The organism is Fulvimarina fulva (genome assembly GCF_039652615.1).
Classification (GTDB): Bacteria; Pseudomonadota; Alphaproteobacteria; order Rhizobiales; family Rhizobiaceae; genus Fulvimarina.
In genome coordinates, this window is the sequence record NZ_JBDJAC010000006.1 from 176,380 (window position 1) to 197,567 (window position 21,188).

18 protein-coding genes are annotated in these 21,188 nt (G+C 63.3%); 4 read left to right on the plus strand and 14 right to left on the minus strand.

What is annotated here, in order from left to right:
* Positions 1 to 29: 29 nt before the first annotated feature.
* The 5 genes from ABDX79_RS10550 to ABDX79_RS10570 all read right to left on the minus strand — a co-directional run bounded on the left by ABDX79_RS10550 (position 30) and on the right by ABDX79_RS10570 (position 6,906).
* Positions 30 to 3,233: an efflux RND transporter permease subunit gene (locus ABDX79_RS10550; protein WP_346220248.1), complete on the minus strand. Its 3,204-nt coding sequence runs from the start codon at positions 3,231 to 3,233 to the stop codon at positions 30 to 32.
* Positions 3,233 to 4,897 carry an efflux RND transporter periplasmic adaptor subunit gene (locus ABDX79_RS10555; RefSeq protein WP_346220249.1) on the minus strand — a complete coding sequence of 555 codons (1,665 nt, stop codon included), beginning with the start codon at positions 4,895 to 4,897 and terminating at the stop codon, positions 3,233 to 3,235. The genes ABDX79_RS10550 and ABDX79_RS10555 overlap by 1 nt, the downstream gene beginning before the upstream one ends.
* On the minus strand, positions 4,894 to 5,400 hold the full coding sequence (locus ABDX79_RS10560; RefSeq protein ID WP_346220250.1) for a GbsR/MarR family transcriptional regulator: 507 nt from the start codon (positions 5,398 to 5,400) through the stop codon (positions 4,894 to 4,896). The genes ABDX79_RS10555 and ABDX79_RS10560 overlap by 4 nt, the downstream gene beginning before the upstream one ends.
* Before the next feature lie 142 nt (positions 5,401 to 5,542).
* Positions 5,543 to 6,379, minus strand: coding sequence for a polyphosphate kinase 2 family protein (locus ABDX79_RS10565; RefSeq protein ID WP_346220317.1), 837 nt, complete (start codon positions 6,377 to 6,379; stop codon positions 5,543 to 5,545).
* Between the two features lie 17 nt (positions 6,380 to 6,396).
* On the minus strand, positions 6,397 to 6,906 hold the full coding sequence (locus ABDX79_RS10570) for a DUF2244 domain-containing protein (protein ID WP_463671150.1): 510 nt from the start codon (positions 6,904 to 6,906) through the stop codon (positions 6,397 to 6,399).
* A gap of 24 nt (positions 6,907 to 6,930) precedes the next feature.
* On the opposite strand from ABDX79_RS10570, the gene nth reads away from it, so the two are divergent.
* From nth to ABDX79_RS10585, 3 genes are all read left to right on the plus strand, one after another.
* Positions 6,931 to 7,743 carry an endonuclease III gene (gene nth, locus ABDX79_RS10575; RefSeq protein WP_346220251.1) on the plus strand — a complete coding sequence of 271 codons (813 nt, stop codon included), beginning with the start codon at positions 6,931 to 6,933 and terminating at the stop codon, positions 7,741 to 7,743.
* A gap of 48 nt (positions 7,744 to 7,791) precedes the next feature.
* The gene (locus ABDX79_RS10580; protein ID WP_346220252.1) at positions 7,792 to 8,466 is read left to right on the plus strand and encodes an SDR family NAD(P)-dependent oxidoreductase; all 675 of its coding nucleotides are present in this window, start codon (positions 7,792 to 7,794) and stop codon (positions 8,464 to 8,466) included.
* Between the two features lie 447 nt (positions 8,467 to 8,913).
* Entirely contained in the window at positions 8,914 to 9,573 is a 660-nt protein-coding gene (locus tag ABDX79_RS10585; protein ID WP_346220253.1) for a hypothetical protein, read from the plus strand.
* Positions 9,574 to 9,579: 6 nt separating this feature from the next.
* On the opposite strand, the gene ABDX79_RS10590 is transcribed toward ABDX79_RS10585, so the two are convergent.
* On the minus strand, positions 9,580 to 10,227 hold the full coding sequence (locus ABDX79_RS10590; protein ID WP_346220254.1) for an MBL fold metallo-hydrolase: 648 nt from the start codon (positions 10,225 to 10,227) through the stop codon (positions 9,580 to 9,582).
* A gap of 198 nt (positions 10,228 to 10,425) precedes the next feature.
* Between ABDX79_RS10590 and ABDX79_RS10595 the strand changes: the two genes are divergently transcribed.
* Positions 10,426 to 12,762 (plus strand): tetratricopeptide repeat protein, encoded by a 2,337-nt coding sequence (locus ABDX79_RS10595; protein WP_346220255.1) that lies wholly within the window; start codon positions 10,426 to 10,428, stop codon positions 12,760 to 12,762.
* Between the two features lie 91 nt (positions 12,763 to 12,853).
* On the opposite strand, the gene ABDX79_RS10600 is transcribed toward ABDX79_RS10595, so the two are convergent.
* The 8 genes from ABDX79_RS10600 to ABDX79_RS10635 form a co-directional block, all read right to left on the minus strand.
* Positions 12,854 to 13,615, minus strand: coding sequence for an ABC transporter permease (locus ABDX79_RS10600; protein ID WP_346220256.1), 762 nt, complete (start codon positions 13,613 to 13,615; stop codon positions 12,854 to 12,856).
* Positions 13,612 to 14,553 carry an ABC transporter ATP-binding protein gene (locus ABDX79_RS10605; RefSeq protein ID WP_346220257.1) on the minus strand — a complete coding sequence of 314 codons (942 nt, stop codon included), beginning with the start codon at positions 14,551 to 14,553 and terminating at the stop codon, positions 13,612 to 13,614. Before ABDX79_RS10605 ends, ABDX79_RS10600 begins: the two co-directional genes overlap by 4 nt.
* A 137-nt stretch (positions 14,554 to 14,690) precedes the next feature.
* Positions 14,691 to 15,359 (minus strand): ceramidase domain-containing protein, encoded by a 669-nt coding sequence (locus tag ABDX79_RS10610; RefSeq protein ID WP_346220258.1) that lies wholly within the window; start codon positions 15,357 to 15,359, stop codon positions 14,691 to 14,693.
* 66 nt (positions 15,360 to 15,425) lie between these two features.
* The gene (locus ABDX79_RS10615; protein WP_346220259.1) at positions 15,426 to 16,085 is read right to left on the minus strand and encodes an SDR family NAD(P)-dependent oxidoreductase; all 660 of its coding nucleotides are present in this window, start codon (positions 16,083 to 16,085) and stop codon (positions 15,426 to 15,428) included.
* A gap of 40 nt (positions 16,086 to 16,125) precedes the next feature.
* Positions 16,126 to 17,760 carry a dihydroxyacetone kinase subunit DhaK gene (locus ABDX79_RS10620; protein WP_346220260.1) on the minus strand — a complete coding sequence of 545 codons (1,635 nt, stop codon included), beginning with the start codon at positions 17,758 to 17,760 and terminating at the stop codon, positions 16,126 to 16,128.
* A 345-nt stretch (positions 17,761 to 18,105) separates the two neighbouring features.
* Positions 18,106 to 19,137 carry an aspartate-semialdehyde dehydrogenase gene (locus tag ABDX79_RS10625; RefSeq protein ID WP_346220261.1) on the minus strand — a complete coding sequence of 344 codons (1,032 nt, stop codon included), beginning with the start codon at positions 19,135 to 19,137 and terminating at the stop codon, positions 18,106 to 18,108.
* Positions 19,138 to 19,294: 157 nt separating this feature from the next.
* Positions 19,295 to 19,894 carry a GNAT family N-acetyltransferase gene (locus ABDX79_RS10630; RefSeq protein WP_346220262.1) on the minus strand — a complete coding sequence of 200 codons (600 nt, stop codon included), beginning with the start codon at positions 19,892 to 19,894 and terminating at the stop codon, positions 19,295 to 19,297.
* The gene (locus ABDX79_RS10635; protein WP_346220263.1) at positions 19,887 to 20,993 is read right to left on the minus strand and encodes a Gfo/Idh/MocA family protein; all 1,107 of its coding nucleotides are present in this window, start codon (positions 20,991 to 20,993) and stop codon (positions 19,887 to 19,889) included. Before ABDX79_RS10635 ends, ABDX79_RS10630 begins: the two co-directional genes overlap by 8 nt.
* Positions 20,994 to 21,188: the final 195 nt, after the last annotated feature.

Here is a 21,188-nt window from a genome sequence, read left to right on the forward strand (position 1 = left end):
GACGAGGGGCAGGAAACCGGGCATCCTGATCATTCGGCCGGTGCGAGGTCGCCGCCCTTTGGCCGCCTGCGGCCGAGCGGGGCGCCCAGTCTCGGGCTCGGCGCATCCTGCCCGCGCCTGCGTTTCACCCAGGCAATGAAGCTCTCGCCAAGCATCAGCAGCGCTGGCGTGAGAATCAGCGTCAGGGCGGTCGCGAAGGTGAGGCCGCCCGCGATCGAGGCCGACAGTTCGGTCCACCACTGGGTCGAGGGCGCGCCGAATTCGATCGTCCGGTTGAGGAAGTCGATATTCGCGCCCACCACCATGGGCACGAGGCCGAGCACGGTCGTGATCGAGGTCAGGAAGACCGGCCGCAGGCGCTGGGCACCGGTGCGCAGCAAGGCCTCCAGTGGCGGTTGTCCCTGCCGTCGCAGGTCGTTGTAGGTGTCGATCAGCACGATGTTGTTGTTCACGACGATGCCCGCGAGCGCGATGACGCCGATGCCGCCCATGACGACGCCGAAGGGGCGGCCGGTGATCAACAAGCCGTAGAAGACGCCCGCCGTCGAGAACACGATCGCGCTCATGACGAGAAAGGCCTGATAGAGCGAGTTGAACTGCGTGACGAGCACGATGAACATCAGCGACAGGGCGACCGCGAATGCGCCGCCAAGGAAGTTCGCAGCCTCGGCCTGATCTTCCGCTTCGCCGCCGAAGGAGTATTCGACGCCAGGCGGCAGATCCATCTGCTCCAGTCGCTGGGTCAGCTTCTTCACCTGATCGTCGACGAGCAGGCCCTCGGCCGCATCGGCCCCGATCGTCATCACCCGTCGCTGATCGAGCCTCGTGATCGTTCCGACCTTCGGCGAGGGCTTGAACGAGACGAAATTGCGGATCGGAACGAGGCCCTGGCTGGTGGGAATGCGCAGATCTTCCAGCCGCTCAAGCGTCCGGTCGCCCGCCGGAAAGCGAACCCGGATCGGCACCTCGCCGTCGCCGCTCGCATCGTCCGGCCGATACTCGGACACCTCGATGCCGCGCGTCAGTAGCTGAACGGCCTGGCCCAGAAGCGAGACGTCGGCGCCGTAGCGCGCGGCCTCTTCGCGATCGACGGTGAGCTGCCACTCGACGCCGGGTAGCGGCCGGGTGTCGGTGACGTTCGTATAGCCGCCGATCTCGTCCATTGCTGCGCGGACCTCGGCCACCGCGGTCGACAGGGACTGGAGATCCGTGCCGTTGAGCTTCACATTGATCGGCTTGCCGGAGGAGGGGCCGTTCTGCTCCTGCTGGACCTGAATCGTAATACCCGGAATGTCCGATGTCAGACCGCGCACATCCTCGAAGATCTCGGTCGCCTTGCGACGCTCGTTCCATTCGTCGAGTTCGAGCTGGATGGTGCCGATGACATCGCCGCCGAGCTGGCGGGACGCGCCTTCGCTCAAGGTTCGCGCATAGACGCTGTTGACCTCGTCGAGGTCGAGAAGGCGGCTCTCGACCTGCCGCACCAGCGTATCCTTCTCGAAGATCGAGAAATTGTCGCGCGCCCGGACTTGCACCTGGGCAAATTCCGGCTCGATGGAGGGGAAGAACTCGACGCCCCGGCCATACTGCGCATAGCCATAAAAGGCGCCGATGAGGATGGTGAGTGCGATGATGAGCGTTGCGAGCGGGCCCTTCAGCGCCGCGTTCAGCACCTTCAGATAGAACCCGGTCGGGCCGCCGATGGTCCCGAGATCGCCGGTTTCCGCCGCCTCCAGCGCCTCGCGCTGCTTCTTCGCCATGGGCTGGGCCTTGCCGATCACCCCGCCGAGAACGGGAATGAAGATGAGCGCCATCGCAAGCGAGGCCGTTAACGTGATGATGACGGTCAGCGGCAGGAATTTCATGAATTCGCCGACGATGCCGGGCCAGAAGAGCAGCGGCAGGAAGACGGCGAGCGTCGTGATGGTCGAGGCGATGATCGGCCAGGCCATGCGCTTTGCGGCATAGCGATAGGCATCGCGTGGGGACGCGCCTTCGAGCAGCCGCCGGTCCGCCAGCTCCGTCGTCACGATCGCGCCGTCGACGAGCATGCCGACGACGAGGATCAGCGAGAAGAGCACGATGATGTTCATCGTGAAGCCGGCGAGCCAGAGGATCGCGATGCCGGCCAGGAACGAGCCGGGAATCGAGAGACCGACCAGAATGGAGGTTCTGAGGCCGAGCGCCGCCACGATGACGATCATGACGAGGACGATCGCCGAGATGACGTTGTTCTCAAGGTCGGTCAGCATGGAGACGACCTGCTCGGATTCGTCCTGCAGGAACTGGACGCTCAGCGTGTCGGGCCATGTTTCCTGATGCTGGGCGACGATCTGCCGTGCCGCCTCAACCGTCTCGATGATGTTGGCGCCCGAGCGCTTCTTGACCTCCAGCGCCAGTGACGGCTGTCCGTCGATGCGGGCAAAGCCGTCGGGGTCCTGGAAGGTCCGGCGCGCGATAGCGACGTCCTTGAAGGTGAGAACCGTCGAGCCGTCGACCTTGATCGGCATGTCGAGAACGTCCTTCACGTCCTCGACGAGCCCCGGCACCTTCAGTACGATCCGGCCCGCGCCCGTGTCGATCGCACCGGCTGCGATCAGCCGGTTGTTGCGGCTGAGCTGGTTGAGGAGGGTATCGAAGGAGATGTTGTAGGTCTCGAACACCGTCGGGTCGATCAGGACCTCCATCAGCTCGTCGCGATCGCCGCCGATATCGACTTCGAGCACGCCGGGCGCCGATTCCAGATCGTCCTGGAGTTCGCTTGCCAGATTGACGAGTGTGCGCTCGGGAACGGGACCGGACAGAACGATGGTGACGATCGGGAAGAGCGAGGTGTTCACCTCGTTGACCGACGGCTCCTCGGCTTCCTGGGGCAGTTTCGGCTTGGCCCGGTCGACGGCGTCCTTGACGTCCGTCAGGGCTGCATCCGCATCGAAGCCCGCCTCGAAGGTGAGCTGCACCGAGGCAAAGCCTTCATAGGCCGTGCCCTCGATGTCATCGAGACCGGAGAGCGAGGAGAGCTCTGTCTCAAGGGGCTTCACGATCAGGCGTTCGGCGTCCTCGGGCGAAATCCCCTCAAGAACGGTCGAAACGTAGATGACGGGAATCGGGATGTCCGGCTGGGACTCCTTCGGGATCGACTGATAGCCGACGATGCCGGCCAGAATAATCAGGACCAGGAATAGAAGGACGGTGCGTGAGCGGTCGAAGGCTGCGTCGATGATGGCATTCATTATCGGGTCGCCCCCGTGGCGATCGCTTGCGTCAGCGCGGTTGCGAGGGCCGCGTTCAGCGTTCCGGTGGCATCGAGCCCCTTGTCTTCCTGAAAGGCGCGGATGGCATCGCGGGTGGAGGTGCCCATCACGCCGTCCGTTGGCCCTGCCTCATAACCAAGCGTGTTGAGCGCTTCCTGCGCCATGCGCACGACGGCTTGCGGCGGCGTTCCGTCCGAGCCCGCAGCGACCGCGAACCCTGCCTGTTCCAGAAGCGTCTTCACCCGATCGCTGCCGCCTGTGGTCTCGGCGTTGCCTGCCTGGCTATTATTGGAGGCGACCATCTGACTGGCGTCCGCATCTGCCTGCGCGTCTGGCGCCCTGTTGGCCAACAGGCCGGAGCCGTTCTCGCCGCTCGCTTCGCCGGCAGTGGCCGCAAGATCCGGCAGTTCGGGCTGGGAGGGTGCGTCCGCCGGTGTTTCGATATCGGGGGCGTTGCCTGTGGGCGCGACGGCGTTGACCGTTTCGCCGTCCGAGACGAAACCCTGACCGACCGAGATGATACGCAGGGTATCGGGCAGGCCGTTGACCCAGATGCCATCGGTCTCGGCGCGGACGAGTTCGGCGGGATAGAACTTGACCTTCGAATTCTCGTCGACCGCCTTGATGCCGAGTTCGCCGTTGGGGCCGAGGGCGAGGATTGCGGCCGAGAGGAAATGGGCCGGTGTTTCGCCGACCGGAATGCGCACTTCTGCGGAGATGCCGGCCGGAATATCGCGGTCCGGGTTGGGAATCGTGATCTCCACCGGGAAGGTGCGTGTCGAGGCCTTGGCATTGCTCGCCACATAGGTGACCTCGCCCTGCCGGCTTGCGCCGGTGATGAAGTTCACCTGGGCGGTCTGGCCAACCTTGATCTGACCGATGCCTTGCTGTGCGACCTGCACTTCGACCGTGAGGGGGTTGATGTCCACCTGGGTTCCGACTTCAGCCGAAGCGGCGATGAACTCGCCGAGATCGAGATTGAAGTCTTCCAGAACGCCGGTAATCGGGGCGCGGATTTCCGTGTCCCCTTGCGTCTGGCGGATCGAGGCGAGGGAGGCGCGCGCGACAGCGAGTTCGGCTTCAGCCGATTCCAGCTCGGCGCGCGTGGAATAGCCGCGCTCCACGAGGCCGCTCACGCGATCGAATTCGCCCTGGCGGCGGCTCAGCTCGGCCTCGGCCTGGGAGATCTGGGCGCTGCGATCGGCAAGCGCGATCCGGGCGATGACATCGCCCTCGTTCAGGAACTGGCCCTTCTTCGCGACGATTTCCTCGATCGTGCCGCCGGTCTTGGCGCGCACGGGCGTCTGCCGGTCCGGCATCGCCTGGCCTTCGGCCGCGACGAACTGGGTCACGGCCTTCGCCTTGGATTCGAACGCCTCCACCGTGAACGGGTTGACGACCTTGTCGCGCGGTGCCTCGGCGACCGGCTGGCCCTTGTTCTCGCCCAGATACCCGGAGCCCATCCAGGCAACGAGAGCGACGACGAAGAGCAGCGCGAGCCAGCCGGCTTTCGAGCGCGGCTCCTTCGGCGGTTTCGGTTGCCTGCCCGCCGGCTCCAGGGCTGTCGTCGTGCTGGTGTGCACCGCTGCGTTCCGTTTTCTGTCGTGGTTCACGGAGAGGGTGTGTGCGTCCGGTTCCATCATTGGCTTTTCTCCCGCACGCACTGCTCTGCAAGCCGGGTTGCAAGGTGTTCGAGGTTTGCGACCGCTTCGGCGAAGAAGTCTCGCGTGGCGAGGATGCCTTCGTTGATCGCCGGTCCACCGCAGTCCCGGCAGCCTTCGTCGATCATCGTCATGGTTTCGCGCATCCTTGCGGCGATACCATGGATCATGTTGACGAAGGGTTTGTCGGCGAGGCGGAAGTAATCCTGTCGTTCGCCTTCGACGGAGAGCCGCGTAATCAGTCCCATCCCCTCCAGAAGCCGCGCATTGGTCGAGACCGATCCACGGCTGACGGCGAGCCTTTCGGCGAGGGCGGAAAAGCTGACGGGCCCCGGATCGACCAGAAGAAGGCCGAACAGCCGTCCGGCAATGCGGGGCAGGCCCTCCATTTCCATGTGCTCACCCATGCGCTCGACGAAGCGTTCGCAGGCTTCCTCGCAGGTCAGGGGCGTTTGAAAACTGATGGGGCTCGGCGTCTGGTTCATGGGCCGTAGCTACGACCGCGTTTTCGTTTAATCAAGACTGAACGAAAAGATTATTCAGTTCAGACTGAACGATTTGTCGCAGCGCTGTCGGGCGCGCAACGAGATCGTGATCGCCAATGAGCGAAACGCGCGCGAACCTCGCCTATTCCGGCCGGTCTTGAAGGTTTGCCTCGAGTTCGGGGTCGATGGCGAAATGCTTCCGCGCTGCCGCGAGGATTGCAGGATCGAGCCGAGGCGGGCTGAGATCGAGGCCAGCGCCGAGTTTCTCGGCGATCTCCTCCAGGGCAGAGATGCGGGCGAGCTTCTTGTCATTGGCCGGGATCAAGCGCCATGGGGCATCGTCGGTGCCGGTCTTATCGACCATCTCGTCGATCGCGACCTCGTAGTCGGTCCAGCTATCGCGGTTGCGGAAATCCTCCAGCGACAGCTTGTAGCGCTTGAGCGGGTCGCGCAGTCTTTGCGCAAAACGCTTCAGCTGCACCTCGGGCGAGATGTGGAAGAAGAGCTTCGCGATCCTGACCCCGTCATCGATCAGCATCCGCTCGAACTGGGTGATCTCGCGGTAGGCCTGCCGCCAGCGGTGTTCCGGCGTTAGGGCTTCCACCCGTTCTACAAGAACGCGGCCATACCAGGAGCGATCGAAGACCGAGATCGCGCCGCGTGGCGGCATCCGTTCCATGAAGCGCAGAAGATAGTGCCGATCCTTGTGATAGGGGCGCGGGGCCCCGATCGGCCAGACCTTGAAGCTGCGCGGATCGAGGGCGGAGGACATCCTTCGTATCGTGCCGCCCTTGCCGGAGGCATCCCATCCTTCGAAGACGATAACGCCGGCGGAACCGGTAGCGAGATAAGCCTGCTGGATCTGCATCAGCTGGGTCTGAAGCTCGGCCAGCCGGGTTTCGTAGACATCCTTGGCGAGCTTCTGGCCAAGATCGATCGCGTGAAGCGGAGCGTTATAAGCCGGCTTTTCTTCGGTCATGGTCACGAGAGCCGCAATCAGCCCCGTTTCGCGGTGCCGAGGGCCTCGCTGAAGGCCTTGGCGAAGCTCTCCCGATCGTCCGGGTTGAGAAACTGGCCGATTTCGGTCGAACGGCCCTGGCTTGCGACATCCATTCGCAAGATCCCGACATCCTCCATGCGTTTCACATGAAACTTCGTCCAGGCGGGCTGGTAATGGGCCTCGCGGACCCGTCCGCGCGGAGAGATTTTTCGTATGGAGAGATCGGTGCGCGAGATTGAAACCTCTTCCCGTGCCTTGCCGGCCTGATAGCTGAGCTTGAATGCAAAATAGAGGATGACGACGTCGAGCCCCAGAAAACCGAACACCGGCCAGGCGCCCTGTGAGGCGAAAAGCAGGCCCGCCGCAAGGCAGACCGCCCCGAACAGCGTCATGGTGACGGCGAAGCCGCGCGGTCCGAGCGACCGGTAGGGCGTCAGAAGGGCTTCGAAGATCGGCTTGTCCGCATCGGACAGGATTGGGCTCATGCGGCTCGAATTGTCATCCATTCCCGCGGCTCCTAAAGAAGGGGCATGAGAGACAAGATTGCCTCCGCTTCGGGCGGAATCAAGGCCGGTAAAGCGACGCAGGGTGAGAGACGCGTGACAGAGACGAAATCTTTGCCGAAGCGCGCCGTCAAGCCCCGCAAGCGCAGGCCGCGCATTCCCTATTCGAAAGAGGAGATCACGGAGATCTTCCGCCGGCTCGCCGTGCAGCGACCGGAGCCGGAGCCCGAACTCGAACATTCCAACCCCTTCACGCTGCTCGTCGCGGTGGTGCTGTCGGCCCAGGCGACCGATGCCGGGGTGAACAAGGCGACGCGCGGCCTTTTTGCCGCCGCCGACAATGCCGCCGCCATGGTAGCCCTCGGCGAGGAGGCCATCCGCGAGCATATCAAGACGATCGGGCTTTATCGCAACAAGGCGAAGAACGTCTTCGCGCTGTCCGAGAAGCTGGTCGCCGATCATGGCGGCGAGGTGCCGCGCGACCGCGCCTCTCTGGAGGCGCTGCCCGGTGTCGGCCGCAAGACGGCGAATGTCGTTCTCAACACCGCCTTTGGCGAGGAGACGCTCGCCGTCGACACCCACATCTTCCGTATCGGCAACCGGTTGAAGATCGCGCCGGGCAAGACGCCCGACGAGGTGGAGGAGCGGCTCCTCGCAATCATCCCCCAGCCCTATCGCCGCCACGCCCATCACTGGTTCATCCTGCACGGCCGGTATGTCTGCAAGGCGCGCAAGCCCGATTGCGAGGCCTGCGTCATCGCCGATCTCTGCAAGGCGGACGAGAAGACGACCGACCGTCCGGCCGAGCTGAAAGTCTGGGACCGGCCGGCCGCCGGCTGACGATTTGGCGCGGTGGCTCGCGTTTCGCCGCGCCCTAGCTTGAGCCCCATGAAAAAAGCAATCGTAACAGGCGGAGCTGGCCTTATCGGCTCCGGTATCTGCAACACGCTGGCGGAGAACGGCTGGGAGGTCGTCTCCTTCGATCTCGAAGAGGGCGCTGGGACGCGGTTCATCCGCTGCGACGTGTCCGACGAGGCATCGGTCGCTGCCGCATTCGAGACACTCGGCTGGAGCGAGCTCGACCTTCTCGTCAACAATGCGGGCAAGGCGGACCCTTATACGGGCCCGATCGAAAAGCTCTCGCTTGGCGATTGGCGCGCGATCACCGAAAGCCACCTGACCGGTGCCTTCCTGATGACGCGCGCGGCGGTGCCTCTGATGGGGGAGGGAGCCTCGATCATCAACATGATCTCGACCCGCGCCTTCATGGCCGAACCCGAGACCGAGGCCTATTGCGCATCGAAGGGTGGGCTCTTCGGCTTCACGCAGTCGCTGGCCGTCAGCCTCGGGCCGAAAATCCGCGTCAACTGCATCGCGCCCGGCTGGATTTCGGGCAGCGAGGACCTTCGGGACAAGGATCACGCCCAGCACCCGGCGGGCCGCGTCGGCCGGGCCGAGGATATCGGCGAGGCGGTGCTTTACCTGACGGGCGCCGGCTTCATGACCGGCCAGGTGATGACGCTGGACGGCGGCATGACACGCAAGATGATCTACGAACACTAATACGAAATCCGTTTGATCGCTTCGCGATGGCGGATTTCAAGACCGTGTCTGCGCCGCGCGGGCTGCGATACCAACGCCGGCTTATTCAGCCGGGCATGGTATAACAGGTCGAGGCAGGGGGCCGGGGGCGGATCATACCGTCGCCGGTGACCCGGTGACCCGGTGACCCGATTGGGGCGTCCCGTTCTGGTCCATCCGTGCGGATCTGAGACGGTCCAGCCCCGGTCCTCAGTCGTCTGGGCATGGAAAAGCCGGGCTTTCGCGCCGTCCAGCTCCCGATCCGCAATCTTGGTTAACAAAACCAGAATTCTCGCGCTTGGCGCGCGATTTCCCTTTCCATGAAACCACGCCCCATGCCCCGCTCTGCGGCCGCGATCACTTCGCTGGCATGGCTCTTGCTGTCCGCAAGGCAAACACCGTTTAACGCCTTGTTAAGGAGTTTGTCCCATGCGGCCCATTTTTACGATTGCCACGGCCCTCGGCCTTTGCGTTTCGACCTCCGCCCTCGCGCAGCAGGATTTCTTGCAAGACGGCGGCGGCATTACCACCGGCTACGACATCGGCCTCGATACCGACGATGACTTTCTGGCCGGAGGCGGCAGCATTTCCGACGAGGACAGCGTGACCTTCACCTCTAAGGACGAGGAATTCCTGGAGGATGGCGGCAGCGTCTCCGCTGGCGCTCAGGTCTTTACTCCTGAACGCGAGGAATTTCTGGAGGATGGCGGCGGGATCACCAGCGAGATCACCGTGCCGACCGAGGACGTGGTTCGCTATACCGGCATCGCCGGTCAGTCGCCGTCTTCGGCCCGCTTCGTCGGCAAGCCGGCGAAACGGGCGTGGCGTTACGTGGAAACGCCCGGTGTCTCGACATCAGGCGGCGTGGGCTCGGTTCTTTATGTGTCGATCCGTCCCGGCGTCTATGAAAACCGGGCGGAGCGCGCCCGTCTCAGGGATGCGCGGGCCGGACGCTACGCCAATCCGGGTCCGAAGGTCATCAACATCGAGGAGGCGCGTCTCGACAAGCGCCCCTATCCGAAGTCGGGCGTGGACGTGATCGTCACCGGCGGCGGCTCGAAGATCATCCGCATCGCGCCCGGTTACTGACGGGCTTTAAAGCTCCGACAAAAACGGGTTCGACCGCCGCTCGTCGCCGAGCCGGCTGCCGGGCCCGTGGCCACAGAGGAAGCCGAAATCATCGCCCAGCGGCAGAACCTTGTCGCGGATCGAGGCAAGCAGCGTTTCGTGGTCGCCGCCCGGCAGATCGGTCCGCCCGATCGAGCCGTTGAAGAGGACGTCGCCCATCACGATGAACTTCGCCGCCCGGTAGACGAAGATCACGTGGCCGGGCGCGTGGCCGGGCGTGTGCAGGACCTCGAATTCGTGGCCCGCGAAGGAGACCGTGTCGCCCTCGTCGAGCCAGCGGTCCGGAGTGCAGTTGCGGATTTCGCTTTTCAGCCCGAACATCTTTGCCTGTTCGGCGAGATTGTCCATGAGCAGCTTGTCGTCCCTGTGCGAGCCGACGATGTCGACGCCGAGCATGTCCTTCAGCTCCATCGCGCCGCCGGCATGGTCGATATGGCCGTGGGTGATCCAGATCGCCTCGACCGTCACCCCCGCCGCCTCGACGGCATTCTTGATCTTCCCGGCCTCGCCGCCCGGATCGACCACGACCCCGCTCTTCGTCTCTTCGTCGAAGAGCAGCGTGCAGTTCTGCTGGAACTCGGTGACGGGAATGATCTGCGCATTGAGCTGAGCCAAGGGGCCGCTCCTTCGGTTGGTTTCACGTGTTGCACGCGAGAGACCGGAACGGGAGGGTAAGGTCAAGGGCGAAGCGCTTGCCGGGCAACGCAAACGGCTGGTGCACCCGGATCGCGCTTGAAGCCAAGGACACCGCCTGCCGGTTGAGGAATCGCACGGCTTCATGCAGTGTTCCAATCTTGAGGAGAGGACGGGCGAATGGCGCGCATCGAGGTTTGCGAGAAATTATCCGTGGTGTGCGTCGCGCTTTTCGGCGTTGCCAGTGCATCGACGCTTGGCTTTGGGACAGCGGCTTTGGGCGTCGGCGCGGCCGGGCTCGCTTTTCCGGCGGTGATCCAGAATCTGCGGAGGCCGCAGAAGCCCGAACCTCATTCCGCCATGGTGAAACTTCAGACGGTTCTTGAAGAGAACTTCGAAGCCTGGGCAAGCTCGGGCGATATTCAAAACGACCAGATCGCACCCATGGAGGCAGCGCTCGCGGCGGTACTGTCAAGCCTCGACCCCAATCCCGAACGGCTGATTGCGGCCGGGCGCAACAATGAAAAGCTAGCTTCGCTCGTTGTCGAGGAGGCGGCGATGACGGCAGCACACGATTTTGCCGAAAGCGCCGATCCTCAGAACGCGATCAATCGGAGAGCGCTCGAAAGTCTGGTGATGCATGCCCTTGGCCTGCTCGATGGCGATCCGGCGTTCGAAGCGAAAGTCGTGCCCTGGTTCCAGCGGGAGGTGCTGGCCGATCTGGACGTGCTGAAAGATGGGCAGGCTCGCATTGAAGCCGAGGTGCGTCGGCTCGCAGATGCCACGGAAAAACAGGCCGGAGAGTTTGGCATCAAGGAAGGCATGCTGATCGCGCTGGCACGCCGATACGCCAGCAGCAATCCTGAGGACTTTGACAGTGCCCTGAGGGGATTGGAACAGGCGCTGGAAGTCGCCCACAAGGAGCGGGAGCGCGGCCGGCTTCCATCAAACCTGTCCGAAGCCGTCGATTCGATCCTTGCCCGTGTCGATGAACTGAACGAGCTTGGCGAACTCGTTGCCGCTGCACGGGCGCTTGACACGGAAATTACAGCCCACGAGGAAGAAGATCAGCGGCGAAAGGCAGAGGCATCGAGACTGTATGAGAAGGGTGTGGCCCAAGCGATCCTGACTCGCGACGCGGCCCCGGCCGCGAAATATCTCCTTCGAAATCTCGATCTGGAAACTGCCGAGGCCGAACGGTTCGATGCGCTCCGCCGATTGCAGGAAGAATGGTATGTGCGCGGTCGGGACAAGGGGCTGAATTTTGATCTGGAAGTCTCGATCGAACTTGCGCGGCTTTCAGTTGATGAAGGCGCCCATCCAGATCAGCGCGGTGCTGCCCTGAACAATCTGGCGATCTCACTTCTAACTTTGGGCGGGCGCGAGAATGGGACGGAGCGTCTTGATAAGGCGGTGACGGCCTGTCGCGCGGCGCTTGAGGAGCAAACGCGGGATCGTGTTCCGCTTGACTGGGCGAAGACGCAGAACAATCTCGGCAACGCGCTTTTGAGGTTGGGCGAGCGCGAGATCGGGACAGAGCACCTTCAGGAGGCAGTGACGGCCTATCGCGGGTCGCTCGAGGAGCGAACGCGTGAACGCGTTCCGCTCGATTGGGCGATGACGCAGAGTAATCTCGGCACCGCGCTTTCGAGCCTGGGCGAGCGCGAGAGCGGGACGGGGCGTCTTGAGGAGGCGGTAAAGGCTTATCGAGCGGCGCTTGAGGAGCGAACGCGTGAACGTTTTCCGCTCGAATGGGCCGCGACGCAGAACGAACTCGGCACCGCGCTTTGGAGGCTGGGTGAGCGCAAGAGCGGCAGGGGGCGTCTTGAGGAGGCGGTGACGGCCTATCGCGCGGCGCTTGAGGAGCGAACGCGGGATCGCGTTCCGCTCGACTGGGCGATGACGCAGAACAATCTCGGCAACGCGCTTTCGAGCCTGGGCGAGCGCGAGAGCGGGACGGGGCGTCTTGATGAGGCGGTAAAGGCTTATCGCGCAGCGCTTGAGGAATATACGCGGGATCGTGTTCCGCTAAACTGGGCCGCGACGCAGAACAATCTCGGCATCGCGCTTCAATCGCTGGGCGAACGCGAGAGCGGGACGGGACGTCTCGAGGAGGCGGTGACGGCCTATCGCGCGGCACTCGAGGAGCGAACGCGGGATCGTGTCCCGCTGGACTGGGCGATTACGCGTAACAATCTCGGCAACGCGCTTCATGCACTGGGTAAGCGCGAGAGCGGGACGGGGCGTCTCGAGGAGGCGGTGACGGCCTATCGCGCGGCGCTGGAGGAGCGAACGCGGGATCGTGTTCCGCTTTACTGGGCGCAGACACGTGAGAACATGGCGCTGGCTTATCGCGCTTTGTATGAGAAGACCGAGATTGGAGATGATCTCACCGCTGCGATCGAGGCGGTGGATGATGCCCTTTCGGTCTATTCGGCGGACCAAACGCCGTTCCTCTTCCAGAAGGCTAGCGCGCTTCGCGAGCAACTCTTGGCCCTGCGGAATGGGAAGAGTTGAACCGCGCTGGATTCTCGGGACGGAGCCCGAGAATGACCAAGGCGCGAGGACCGTGCGGCGGGGCGGGGCGTGCCCGCCGCGAAATTGACCCCTACGGCTTGATCCGCCAGCCCGTTTTGAAAATCCACCAGATCGTGGTCATGGCCACGGCCATGAAGGCCAAGGTCATCGACAGGCTGACATAGATCGAGACATCGGAGGTCTCGAAAAAGGCCCAGCGGAAGCCGGAGACGAGGTAGAGTACGGGATTGGCGAGGCTCACATCGCGCCAGAAATCCGGCAGCATGTCGATGGAATAGAAGGTGCCACCCAGAAAGGTGAGCGGGGTGATGACCAGAAGCGGAACCAGCTGCAGCTGCTCGAAGCCATCGGCCCAGATGCCGATGATGAAGCCGAGAAGCGAGAAGGTGAAGCCCGTCAGCACCAGGAAGAGCAGCATCCAGACGGGGTGGGCGATGTGGAAGTCGACGAAGATCGTCGCCGTCGCCAGAATGATGAGGCCGATCATGATGGATTTCGTCGCCGCCGCCCCGACGAAGCCTAGGACGATCTCCACCGCCGAAACGGGGGCCGACAGCACTTCGTAGATCGTGCCGGCAAAGCGCGGGAAGTAGATGCCGAAGGCCGCGTTCGAGATCGATTGGGTGAGAAGCTGGAGCATGATGAGCCCCGGCACGATGAAGGCGCCATAGGCAACGCCGTCGATTTCGTTGATGCGGCTGCCAATCGCTGCGCCGAAGACGATGAAATAGAGCGAGGTCGAGAGCACCGGCGAGACGATCGACTGGCCGATCGTGCGGATCGCCCGGTGGATCTCGAACATGTAGATGGCTTTGACGGCGTGCCAGTTCATTGTCCGTCCTCCACGAGACCGACGAAGATCTCTTCGAGGCTCGACTGTTTCGTCACGATGTCTCGAAAGCGCACGCCATCCTCGGCAAGCAGACGCATCAGGCTCGCGATGCCCGTTCGCTCGGCATTGGTGTCGTAGGAATAGGTGAGGCTCTTCCGGTCGTCGGAAAGCTCAAGCGCGTAGTCGGACAGGTTGTCCGGGATAGCGTCCAGCGGCTCCTGCAGAACGATGGTCAGCTCCTTGTGGCCGAGCTTGCGCATCAGCTCGTTCTTGTCCTCGACAAGGATCAGTTCGCCCCTGGAGATGACGCCGATCCGGTCGGCCATCATCTCGGCTTCCTCGATGTAATGGGTGGTGAGGATGACGGTGACGCCGGTTTGCCGAAGATCGGCGACGACATTCCACATCTCCCGGCGAAGCGCGACATCGACGCCGGCGGTCGGCTCGTCGAGGAAGAGCACGTCCGGCTCGTGGGCAAGCGCCTTGGCGATGAGAACACGCCGCTTCATGCCACCCGAAAGCGTGCGCAGCTTGTTGTCCCTCTTGTCGTATAGTGCGAGGGATTTGAGCACCCGCTCGACCACCGCCGGGTCCTTCGGCTTGCCGAACAGGCCGCGCGAGAAGGAAACCGTGTTCCAGACGGTTTCGAAGGCGTCGGTCGTCAGTTCCTGCGGAACGAGGCCGATCTTGGCGCGGGCCTTGTAGAATTCGCGTCTCACATCATGGCCGTCGACCGTGATCGTGCCCTCGTTCAGCCGCGCGAGACCGCAGATAAGCGAGATCAGCGTTGTCTTGCCGGCGCCGTTGGGCCCAAGAAGCGCGAAGATTTCGCCCTTCTGGATCGTCAGGTCGATATTCTTCAGGGCTTTGTAGCCGTCCTGATAGGTTTTGGAGACTTGTCTGACAGAAAGGATGGGGGGCTGTGTCGTCTCGCTCATATGCGGCTTTCGTCCATCGTCCCGGCTCATTTGCGGCTGATCCGCTGCCGCAGCGAATGGCGGCGCGTAGCGGGAAGGTAAGGGCTGCTTATGCGAAATAAAGGACGCTGGCTCACATGGCCCGGCGACACTGCGTTTCAGGTCGGGCGTTCGCGCCCGTCCGGCTTGGCGCCGGACCGCGTTGCGGCCATCAAAAGGAGGCCGAGCGTCGTGGCGTTGAGGATGTGCCAGAGGAAATGGGTGCCCATCGGCCATATATCGCAAAGCGGACCATCGGCGATGCGAAAGCCCAGGGAGACACAGAAGACGAGACCCGCGCCTAAAACCAGTGGGCCGGCGGGATGGCGCTTCGCGAGCAGGTAACCGCCGATGCCGAGCATGGCGAAGAGACCCGGCAGATAGGAGGCCGACCCGCCGACAATGGGCGAAAAGACCGGCTCGGCAAGCGGTGAGACGGCGAAGAACAGCAGCGTCCCGATCGCGGTCGCGATCCGCCCGAACCCGACGAAGCGGCGTAGCGCATAGGCAAAATAGGCGAAGATGAAGACCGTGATCGGCAGGACATCGGCGAGCCCCGCCCAGCGGGTTGCGAAAGTGTGGAAGAGGAAGGAGCCGATGCCGATGATGAAGACCAGACCGATCAGGGCAAGTTCGAGAAGGCCGGGTTTTCTGTTTTCAGTGCGTTGTGCGAACACGAAAATGGCTGCGAGAATGAAGGCAGCGTTGGTGACCGCGTTGATCGGCTCGGACCAGAAGGTCGCATCCGTCCGCTCGCAATAGGCATTGATCGTCTGGGACCAGTCCATGTCCATCTTTCCGGGTTCATCTGGCGCAGCTGGACCGCCCTGCTCAGCGCGTCTTCAGGCTCTTTCTTACCACTGGATCGGTTCGTTGTTTTGGTCCCAGAACGTGCCGGTCTCCTTCGGCGTCCGGGCATCGAGCGTCGTCACCAGATTGTCGGCGGCCACCGCCGGCTCGTCGGTCGAATGACGATACTGGAAGTCGGCGGTGAAGGGCGTCGCGACCGTTCCCGGATGAAGGGCGACCAGCACGGCCTGTTTGTGGCTGCGCTTCAATTCGATCGCCGTCGTGCGCAAGAACTGGTTCAGGGCGGCCTTCGATGCGCGATAGGCATACCAGCCGCCAAGCCCGTTATCGCCGATCGAGCCGATCCGCGCCGACAAAACACCGATCTTCACCGGACTGTCGCGTTCGAGTTTCGGCATCAGATGTTTCAGCACCAGAAGCGGTCCGGTGGCGTTTATGGCGAAGAGTTTCGCCAGTTCGTCCGCTTCGCACTCGCCGAGTTTCTTCTCCGGCTTGCCGCGCTTCGCCGTCAAAACGCCTGTCGCGATGAAGATCCGGTCGAACGGTCCTTCAATGGTGGCCATGGCCCGCTCGATGCTCGCCTCGTCGGTGACGTCCAGCCCATCTGCGCTGCGCGAGAGCGTGACGACTTCGCCATCCTCTCCGCAGCGCTCGACAAGCGCGGTGCCGATCCCGCCGGATGCACCGATGATGAGTGTTTTCATGGGCTTGGATGTCCTCTCTTCGATCTCGATAGGGTCCGCCTCAGAGCGAGCCGAGCGCCTCGAAGGCGATCGCCACCGCTTCGGCGCCGGGATCTTTGTGCCCCTTCAACTCCTCCGAGCGCACATAGGCGGAACGGCCGGCTCCAGCCCGACCCATCTCGGCCGTTTCATCTGCACCCTCCCGCGCAGCCTTCGCGGCCTCTTCAACCGACCCGCCCTTGAGAAGAGAATCGATCGCCGGTTCGAGCGCGTCGATCATGGTCCGGTCGCCGCGTTCCGCCCCGCCGGCTTCCTTCATGCGGTTCAATCCGGCTTCGAGCGCTTCCGGCAGCTTCCGGCCGTCGGACAGCGCCTCGCCGGCCGAGGCGAAGAACAGCGACAGGAGAACCCCCGACGATCCGCCCATCGTCTTTGTCAGGTCGAGACCGATCGCTTCAAGGAGCTTGGACGGTTCGGCAAGCGGCAACCGATCCCGGTCGTCGAGAAGCGCGTTCGCGGCGCTCGCAAGCGTCGCTCCTGTATCGCCATCCCCGCTATGGGCGTCGAGCCGGTCGAGTGCGTCGCGCGCGCCAAGAAGCGCCTCGCAGACCTGAGTCAGAACGGCTTCAGCCCGTTCGTCTTTCGAGGGAGCCGCGCGCTCCGGTGTGAGCCCGTCCGGAAGCGGGATCGGCGAGATTTTGACAGATTCGCGGACGGGTGCCCAGGCATGGGGCTCGGCCGGTCGCTCGAGCGCTTCGACAAACGCGTCTTCAGCCGGCAGCAGCGACACCGAAAACCCGCGCATGTCGAGCGATGTCATCAGCGGCGCGGGACCGGCGATCCGCGTAATCCGCGACCCGAGGGGCGAGGATAGAAGTTCGTTCGCAAGGATAGCGCCTTCGAGACCCGTCAGCCCGCCGAGATCGTTGAGAAGCGCGATGATGGGCCCGTCGCCCGTCATGGCCTGCTCCAGCTTCTCGACGATTTTTCCCATTGCGCCGGCCGCATCCGTATGTGCAACCGTCTCGGCCCCCGGCTCGCCGTGAATGCCCAGACCGAGTTCCGCCTTGCCCTCGGCGATCCGGTCCGCCTCATGGTCGCCGCCCGGCACATGGCAGGGCGTCAGCGACATGCCGATGGAGACGGCGCTTGCCGCGACCCGCCTCGCGATCGCAGCCACCTCCTCGAGCGGTCTGCCCTCGTCGCAGAGTGCTCCGGCGATCTTGTGAACGAAGAGCGTGCCGGCAAGCCCGCGTTTCTGGTCGATCTCGGGCAGCGCCACGTCGTCCGCGACGATCACCATCTCGACGCTCTTCCCAAGGGCTCGGGCGCGCTGGGCCGCCAGACCGAAGTTCAGCCGGTCGCCGGTGTAGTTCTTGACGATCAGCAGGCATCCGGCCTCGCCGGTAACGGCAAGAATCCCTGCGAGCACGGCGTCGACGGAGGGAGAGGCGAAGATCGAGCCACAGACCGCCGCCGTCAACATGCCTCGTCCGACAAAACCGGCATGGGCGGGCTCGTGCCCCGAGCCGCCGCCTGAGATCACGGCGACCTTCTGCGGATCGCGCTCGGTTCGCGCAACCACCCGAATGTGCGGATAGCCATCGAGCCGGGTCAGGCGGCCACCTGAGATTCGGATCAAACCGTCGAGCGCTTCGTCGACGATGGTCTCGCGAGAATTGACGAAATAATCCATGGGTGCCTCCTCCATTCCGTCGGCCTTTGCGAGCGGCCGGTCGTTCGTCAGGAGAATAGAGCGCGCAACGGACGCGTCACCCGCGTCGTCCGGCCACGGGCCGGGAGCATGATGCCGAAAAATTGCATGACTTTTCGGATCACTTCATGCGGAAAAACAAAGACTTGGAGCAAGATTCCAAGCCGGACTTATCGCATTTTGCTCTTGGAAACAGAAGTGCGCGGACATACGCTTGGAAGCCGTTTTGACTTCGCCCCCAAGTGTTTGTCCGCGCTCGTGCCGTCATTGTCATCCCCGCGAGCGATGGCGGGGATGATACTGGTGCATTGAGAGCCTGATGGCTGCTCAGGCAGCCTCACGCTTGTCGAGATAGCCGCGCTCGATCAGCAGCTCTGCGATCTGGACCGTGTTGAGCGCTGCGCCCTTGCGCAGATTGTCCGACACCACCCAGATGTTGAGGCCGTTGTCGAGGGTCTGGTCCTCGCGGATGCGGGAGATGAAGGTCGCGTCGTCGCCAGCCGATTCCAGCGGCGTGACGTAGCCGCCATCCTCGCGCTTGTCGACGACGAGACAGCCCGGCGCCTCGCGCAGGATGTCGCGGGCCTCGTCCGCCGTGATCGGGTTCTCGAACTCGATGTTGACGGCTTCCGAATGGCCGACGAAGACCGGGACGCGCACGGCCGTGCAGGTGACCTTGATCTTCGGGTCCAGCATCTTCTTGGTCTCGGCCATCACCTTCCACTCTTCCTTGGTGGAGCCGTCCTCCATGAAGACGTCGATATGGGGGATGACGTTGAAGGCGATGCGCTTGGTGAACTTCTTGGCTTCCACGGGATCGGCGACGAAGACCGCGCGCGACTGCTGGAAGAGCTCGTCCATGCCGTCCTTGCCCGCGCCGGACACAGACTGATAGGTCGAGACGACGATGCGCTTGATCTTGGCGTGATCGTGCAGCGGCTTCAGCGCGACGACGAGCTGCGCGGTCGAGCAGTTCGGATTGGCGATGATGTTTTTCTTCGAATAGCCCTCGATCGCGTCCGGGTTCACCTCGGGCACGATGAGCGGCACATCCTGATCGTAGCGCCAGGCCGAGGAGTTATCGATGACGATGCACCCTTGCGCGCCGATCTTCGGGCTCATCTCCTTGGAGACCGTGCCGCCGGCGCTCATCAGGCAGATGTCCACGTCGGAGAAGTCGTAACCTTCGAGGTTCTTCACCTTCAGCGTCTTGTCGCCGTAGGAAACCTCCTGGCCGACCGAGCGGCGGGAGGCGAGTGCCACGACCTGATCGGCCGGGAAGTTGCGCTCGGCGAGGATGGACAGCATTTCGCGCCCGACATTGCCGGTGGCGCCTGCGATCGCGACTTTGTAACCCATGGGGTTTCGACCTTTTCGCTCTCCCCGACCTTCGGATCGAATACGCTTCTCCGCCGCCCCGGGGGAGAGAAGCGGGGCGGGCGTCAGCTGTTCGACGTTTTAATGAGCGAGCGTATGGTCATGATGGCGCGAGATATGGGCGGAATGCGTGTATTTGTCAATTCGCCGGATGGGAGGGAAGCGGGCGTTCGAGGAGCATGAGGCGCTCGTCCTTGTAGTCGGCTTCGCCAAACGGCCGATAGCCGAGTTTTTCGGCGAGCTTCAGCGATGGCGCGTTCTCGAAATTGATCATGCAGACGGTCTTCGGCTCGGTGCAGCGTGCCGAGAACCAGTCATGCACGGCCGTCACCGCCTCGGCGGCGTAACCCTTGCCCTGCGCGAACGGCAGGAGCCGCCAGGCGGCCTCGGGATACGGATCGAAGTGCGGGCCGATTCCCCTGTTGAAGCGCTTGATCCCGGTTTCACCGAGAAATGTGCCGGTCTTGCGGTCTGTCATCGCGAACATGCCGAAGCCGAGCGCCGACCAGTGTCCGATGTAGAAGAGCAGCCGGCGCCAGCTTTCCTCCTCCGTCGACGGCTTGTCGTTGCCGGTGAAGCGAAAGATTTCCGGATCCGTTCCCAGACGATGAACATGCGGCAGATCGGCGAGCGTATGAGCGCGCAGGATCAGCCGGTCCGTTTCGATGATCGACGGACATCCGCCACAGGCTTCGCTTGGTGATGAGATCGCGTTCCGCACTGCGGATGGCTCACTCAATCGGCGGCTCGCCGCCGACCATGTCCGGTTGCTTGCCATAGGCAAGTTCCCGCTTGAGGGACTTGTCCATCCGGCGCTGGCGCGAGACCGGCTCCAGCTTCTGCACCTCGCCCGTTTCGAGGGCCTTTTCGATCGCAGCGAGCACGCGCATGTCGAGAACGCCTTCCTCGCCGTTCGGCTCGGGCTCCCGGTCGTTCAGGATGCAATCCGAGAAATAGTCCGTCTCGCCGGCGAACTGATCGGTGATCGGGGCCTTTCGGGTTTCGCTCTCGCCGTTCTTCTTCGAAATCTCGTAGGTGATCGCGAGATCGGGCGAGAAGCCGAAGCAGGGCTTGGCCCGGATGCCGCCTTCGCTGCCGACGATGTGGAACACCTCTTCGCTATCGGAGGAATAGCTCAGCGTGAAACTTGCCTGCCGCCCCTCGGTGAACTTCAGGATGACGGACACCGTATCCTCGCAGCCGAGATTTCGGTCGGTGCGCGAGCCGATCGCGGCGACCTCGATCGGCTCGGCCTCGAAGAGATTGCGCACGGCATTGATCGGATAATTGCCCATATCGGGCACCGGGCCGCCCCAATAGCCGGATTTCGCGCGGTAGTTCGAGGCTCTCACGGTCTGAGAGAAGGTCGAGGTGAAGTAGCGTGGCTTGCCGATCTCTCCGCTGCGGATCGCCTCGACCATTGAGATCGTGCCGGGCTCGCAATGCAGGCGATAGGCGACCATGAGCTTGGCGCCGGACGCTCTCGCCGCGGCCTCGATCGCTTCTGCGTCTTCGACGCTCGTTGCCATCGGCTTTTCGAGAAGAACGTGGATGCCCGCCTTCAGCGCGGGTTCCGCAAATTTGCGGTGCTGATCGTTTGGCAGGCCGATATAGATCGCGTCGATGAGCCCCGACTTCAGAAGCTTGTCGTAGTCGTCATAGGCGAAGGTCTCGAGGCCGTAATCGATGCCGAGCCGCTTGGTTTTTTCTGGCGTTCCCGAAACGAGCGCCGTCATGATGGAGTTTGTCGTCTGGGGCACGCCGGGCATGAAGGCGCATTGGGAAATCCAGCCCGCGCCCACCACGCCGTAACGGATCTTGCCTTCGAGACTTGGCATCGTTCAACTCCTGCTTGGTCTTGAAAAGGGGCGCGGTCGCGCCGCTGACCCATTGATGAGCGAGGGTAGTGCAGGGCGCCGCCCTTTGAAGCGGGAGAGCCTGCGAAAAGTGTGAAGGCGGGTGAGGAGAACGCGCCCTCTGGGAAAGCTATTCCGGCTGCGCTAGGGACGAGCCACGGGAAAGGCTTTCATCGT

Bases quoted from the DNA above. Each gene is read 5' to 3' on its own strand.
- ABDX79_RS10635 (WP_346220263.1), bottom strand. From the start codon at position 20,993: ATGCCAAGTCTCGAAGGCAAGATCCGTTACGGCGTGGTGGGCGCGGGC.
- ABDX79_RS10585 (WP_346220253.1), top strand. From the start codon at position 8,914: ATGCGGCCCATTTTTACGATTGCCACGGCCCTCGGCCTTTGCGTTTCG.
- ABDX79_RS10620 (WP_346220260.1), bottom strand. From the start codon at position 17,760: ATGGATTATTTCGTCAATTCTCGCGAGACCATCGTCGACGAAGCGCTC.
- ABDX79_RS10560 (WP_346220250.1), bottom strand. From the start codon at position 5,400: ATGAACCAGACGCCGAGCCCCATCAGTTTTCAAACGCCCCTGACCTGC.
- nth (WP_346220251.1), top strand. From the start codon at position 6,931: ATGAGAGACAAGATTGCCTCCGCTTCGGGCGGAATCAAGGCCGGTAAA.
- ABDX79_RS10600 (WP_346220256.1), bottom strand. From the start codon at position 13,615: ATGAACTGGCACGCCGTCAAAGCCATCTACATGTTCGAGATCCACCGG.
- ABDX79_RS10555 (WP_346220249.1), bottom strand. From the start codon at position 4,897: ATGATGGAACCGGACGCACACACCCTCTCCGTGAACCACGACAGAAAA.
- ABDX79_RS10580 (WP_346220252.1), top strand. From the start codon at position 7,792: ATGAAAAAAGCAATCGTAACAGGCGGAGCTGGCCTTATCGGCTCCGGT.
- ABDX79_RS10595 (WP_346220255.1), top strand. From the start codon at position 10,426: ATGGCGCGCATCGAGGTTTGCGAGAAATTATCCGTGGTGTGCGTCGCG.
- ABDX79_RS10605 (WP_346220257.1), bottom strand. From the start codon at position 14,553: ATGAGCGAGACGACACAGCCCCCCATCCTTTCTGTCAGACAAGTCTCC.
- ABDX79_RS10615 (WP_346220259.1), bottom strand. From the start codon at position 16,085: ATGAAAACACTCATCATCGGTGCATCCGGCGGGATCGGCACCGCGCTT.
- ABDX79_RS10550 (WP_346220248.1), bottom strand. From the start codon at position 3,233: ATGAATGCCATCATCGACGCAGCCTTCGACCGCTCACGCACCGTCCTT.
- ABDX79_RS10570 (WP_463671150.1), bottom strand. From the start codon at position 6,906: ATGGATGACAATTCGAGCCGCATGAGCCCAATCCTGTCCGATGCGGAC.
- ABDX79_RS10625 (WP_346220261.1), bottom strand. From the start codon at position 19,137: ATGGGTTACAAAGTCGCGATCGCAGGCGCCACCGGCAATGTCGGGCGC.
- ABDX79_RS10610 (WP_346220258.1), bottom strand. From the start codon at position 15,359: ATGGACTGGTCCCAGACGATCAATGCCTATTGCGAGCGGACGGATGCG.
- ABDX79_RS10565 (WP_346220317.1), bottom strand. From the start codon at position 6,379: ATGACCGAAGAAAAGCCGGCTTATAACGCTCCGCTTCACGCGATCGAT.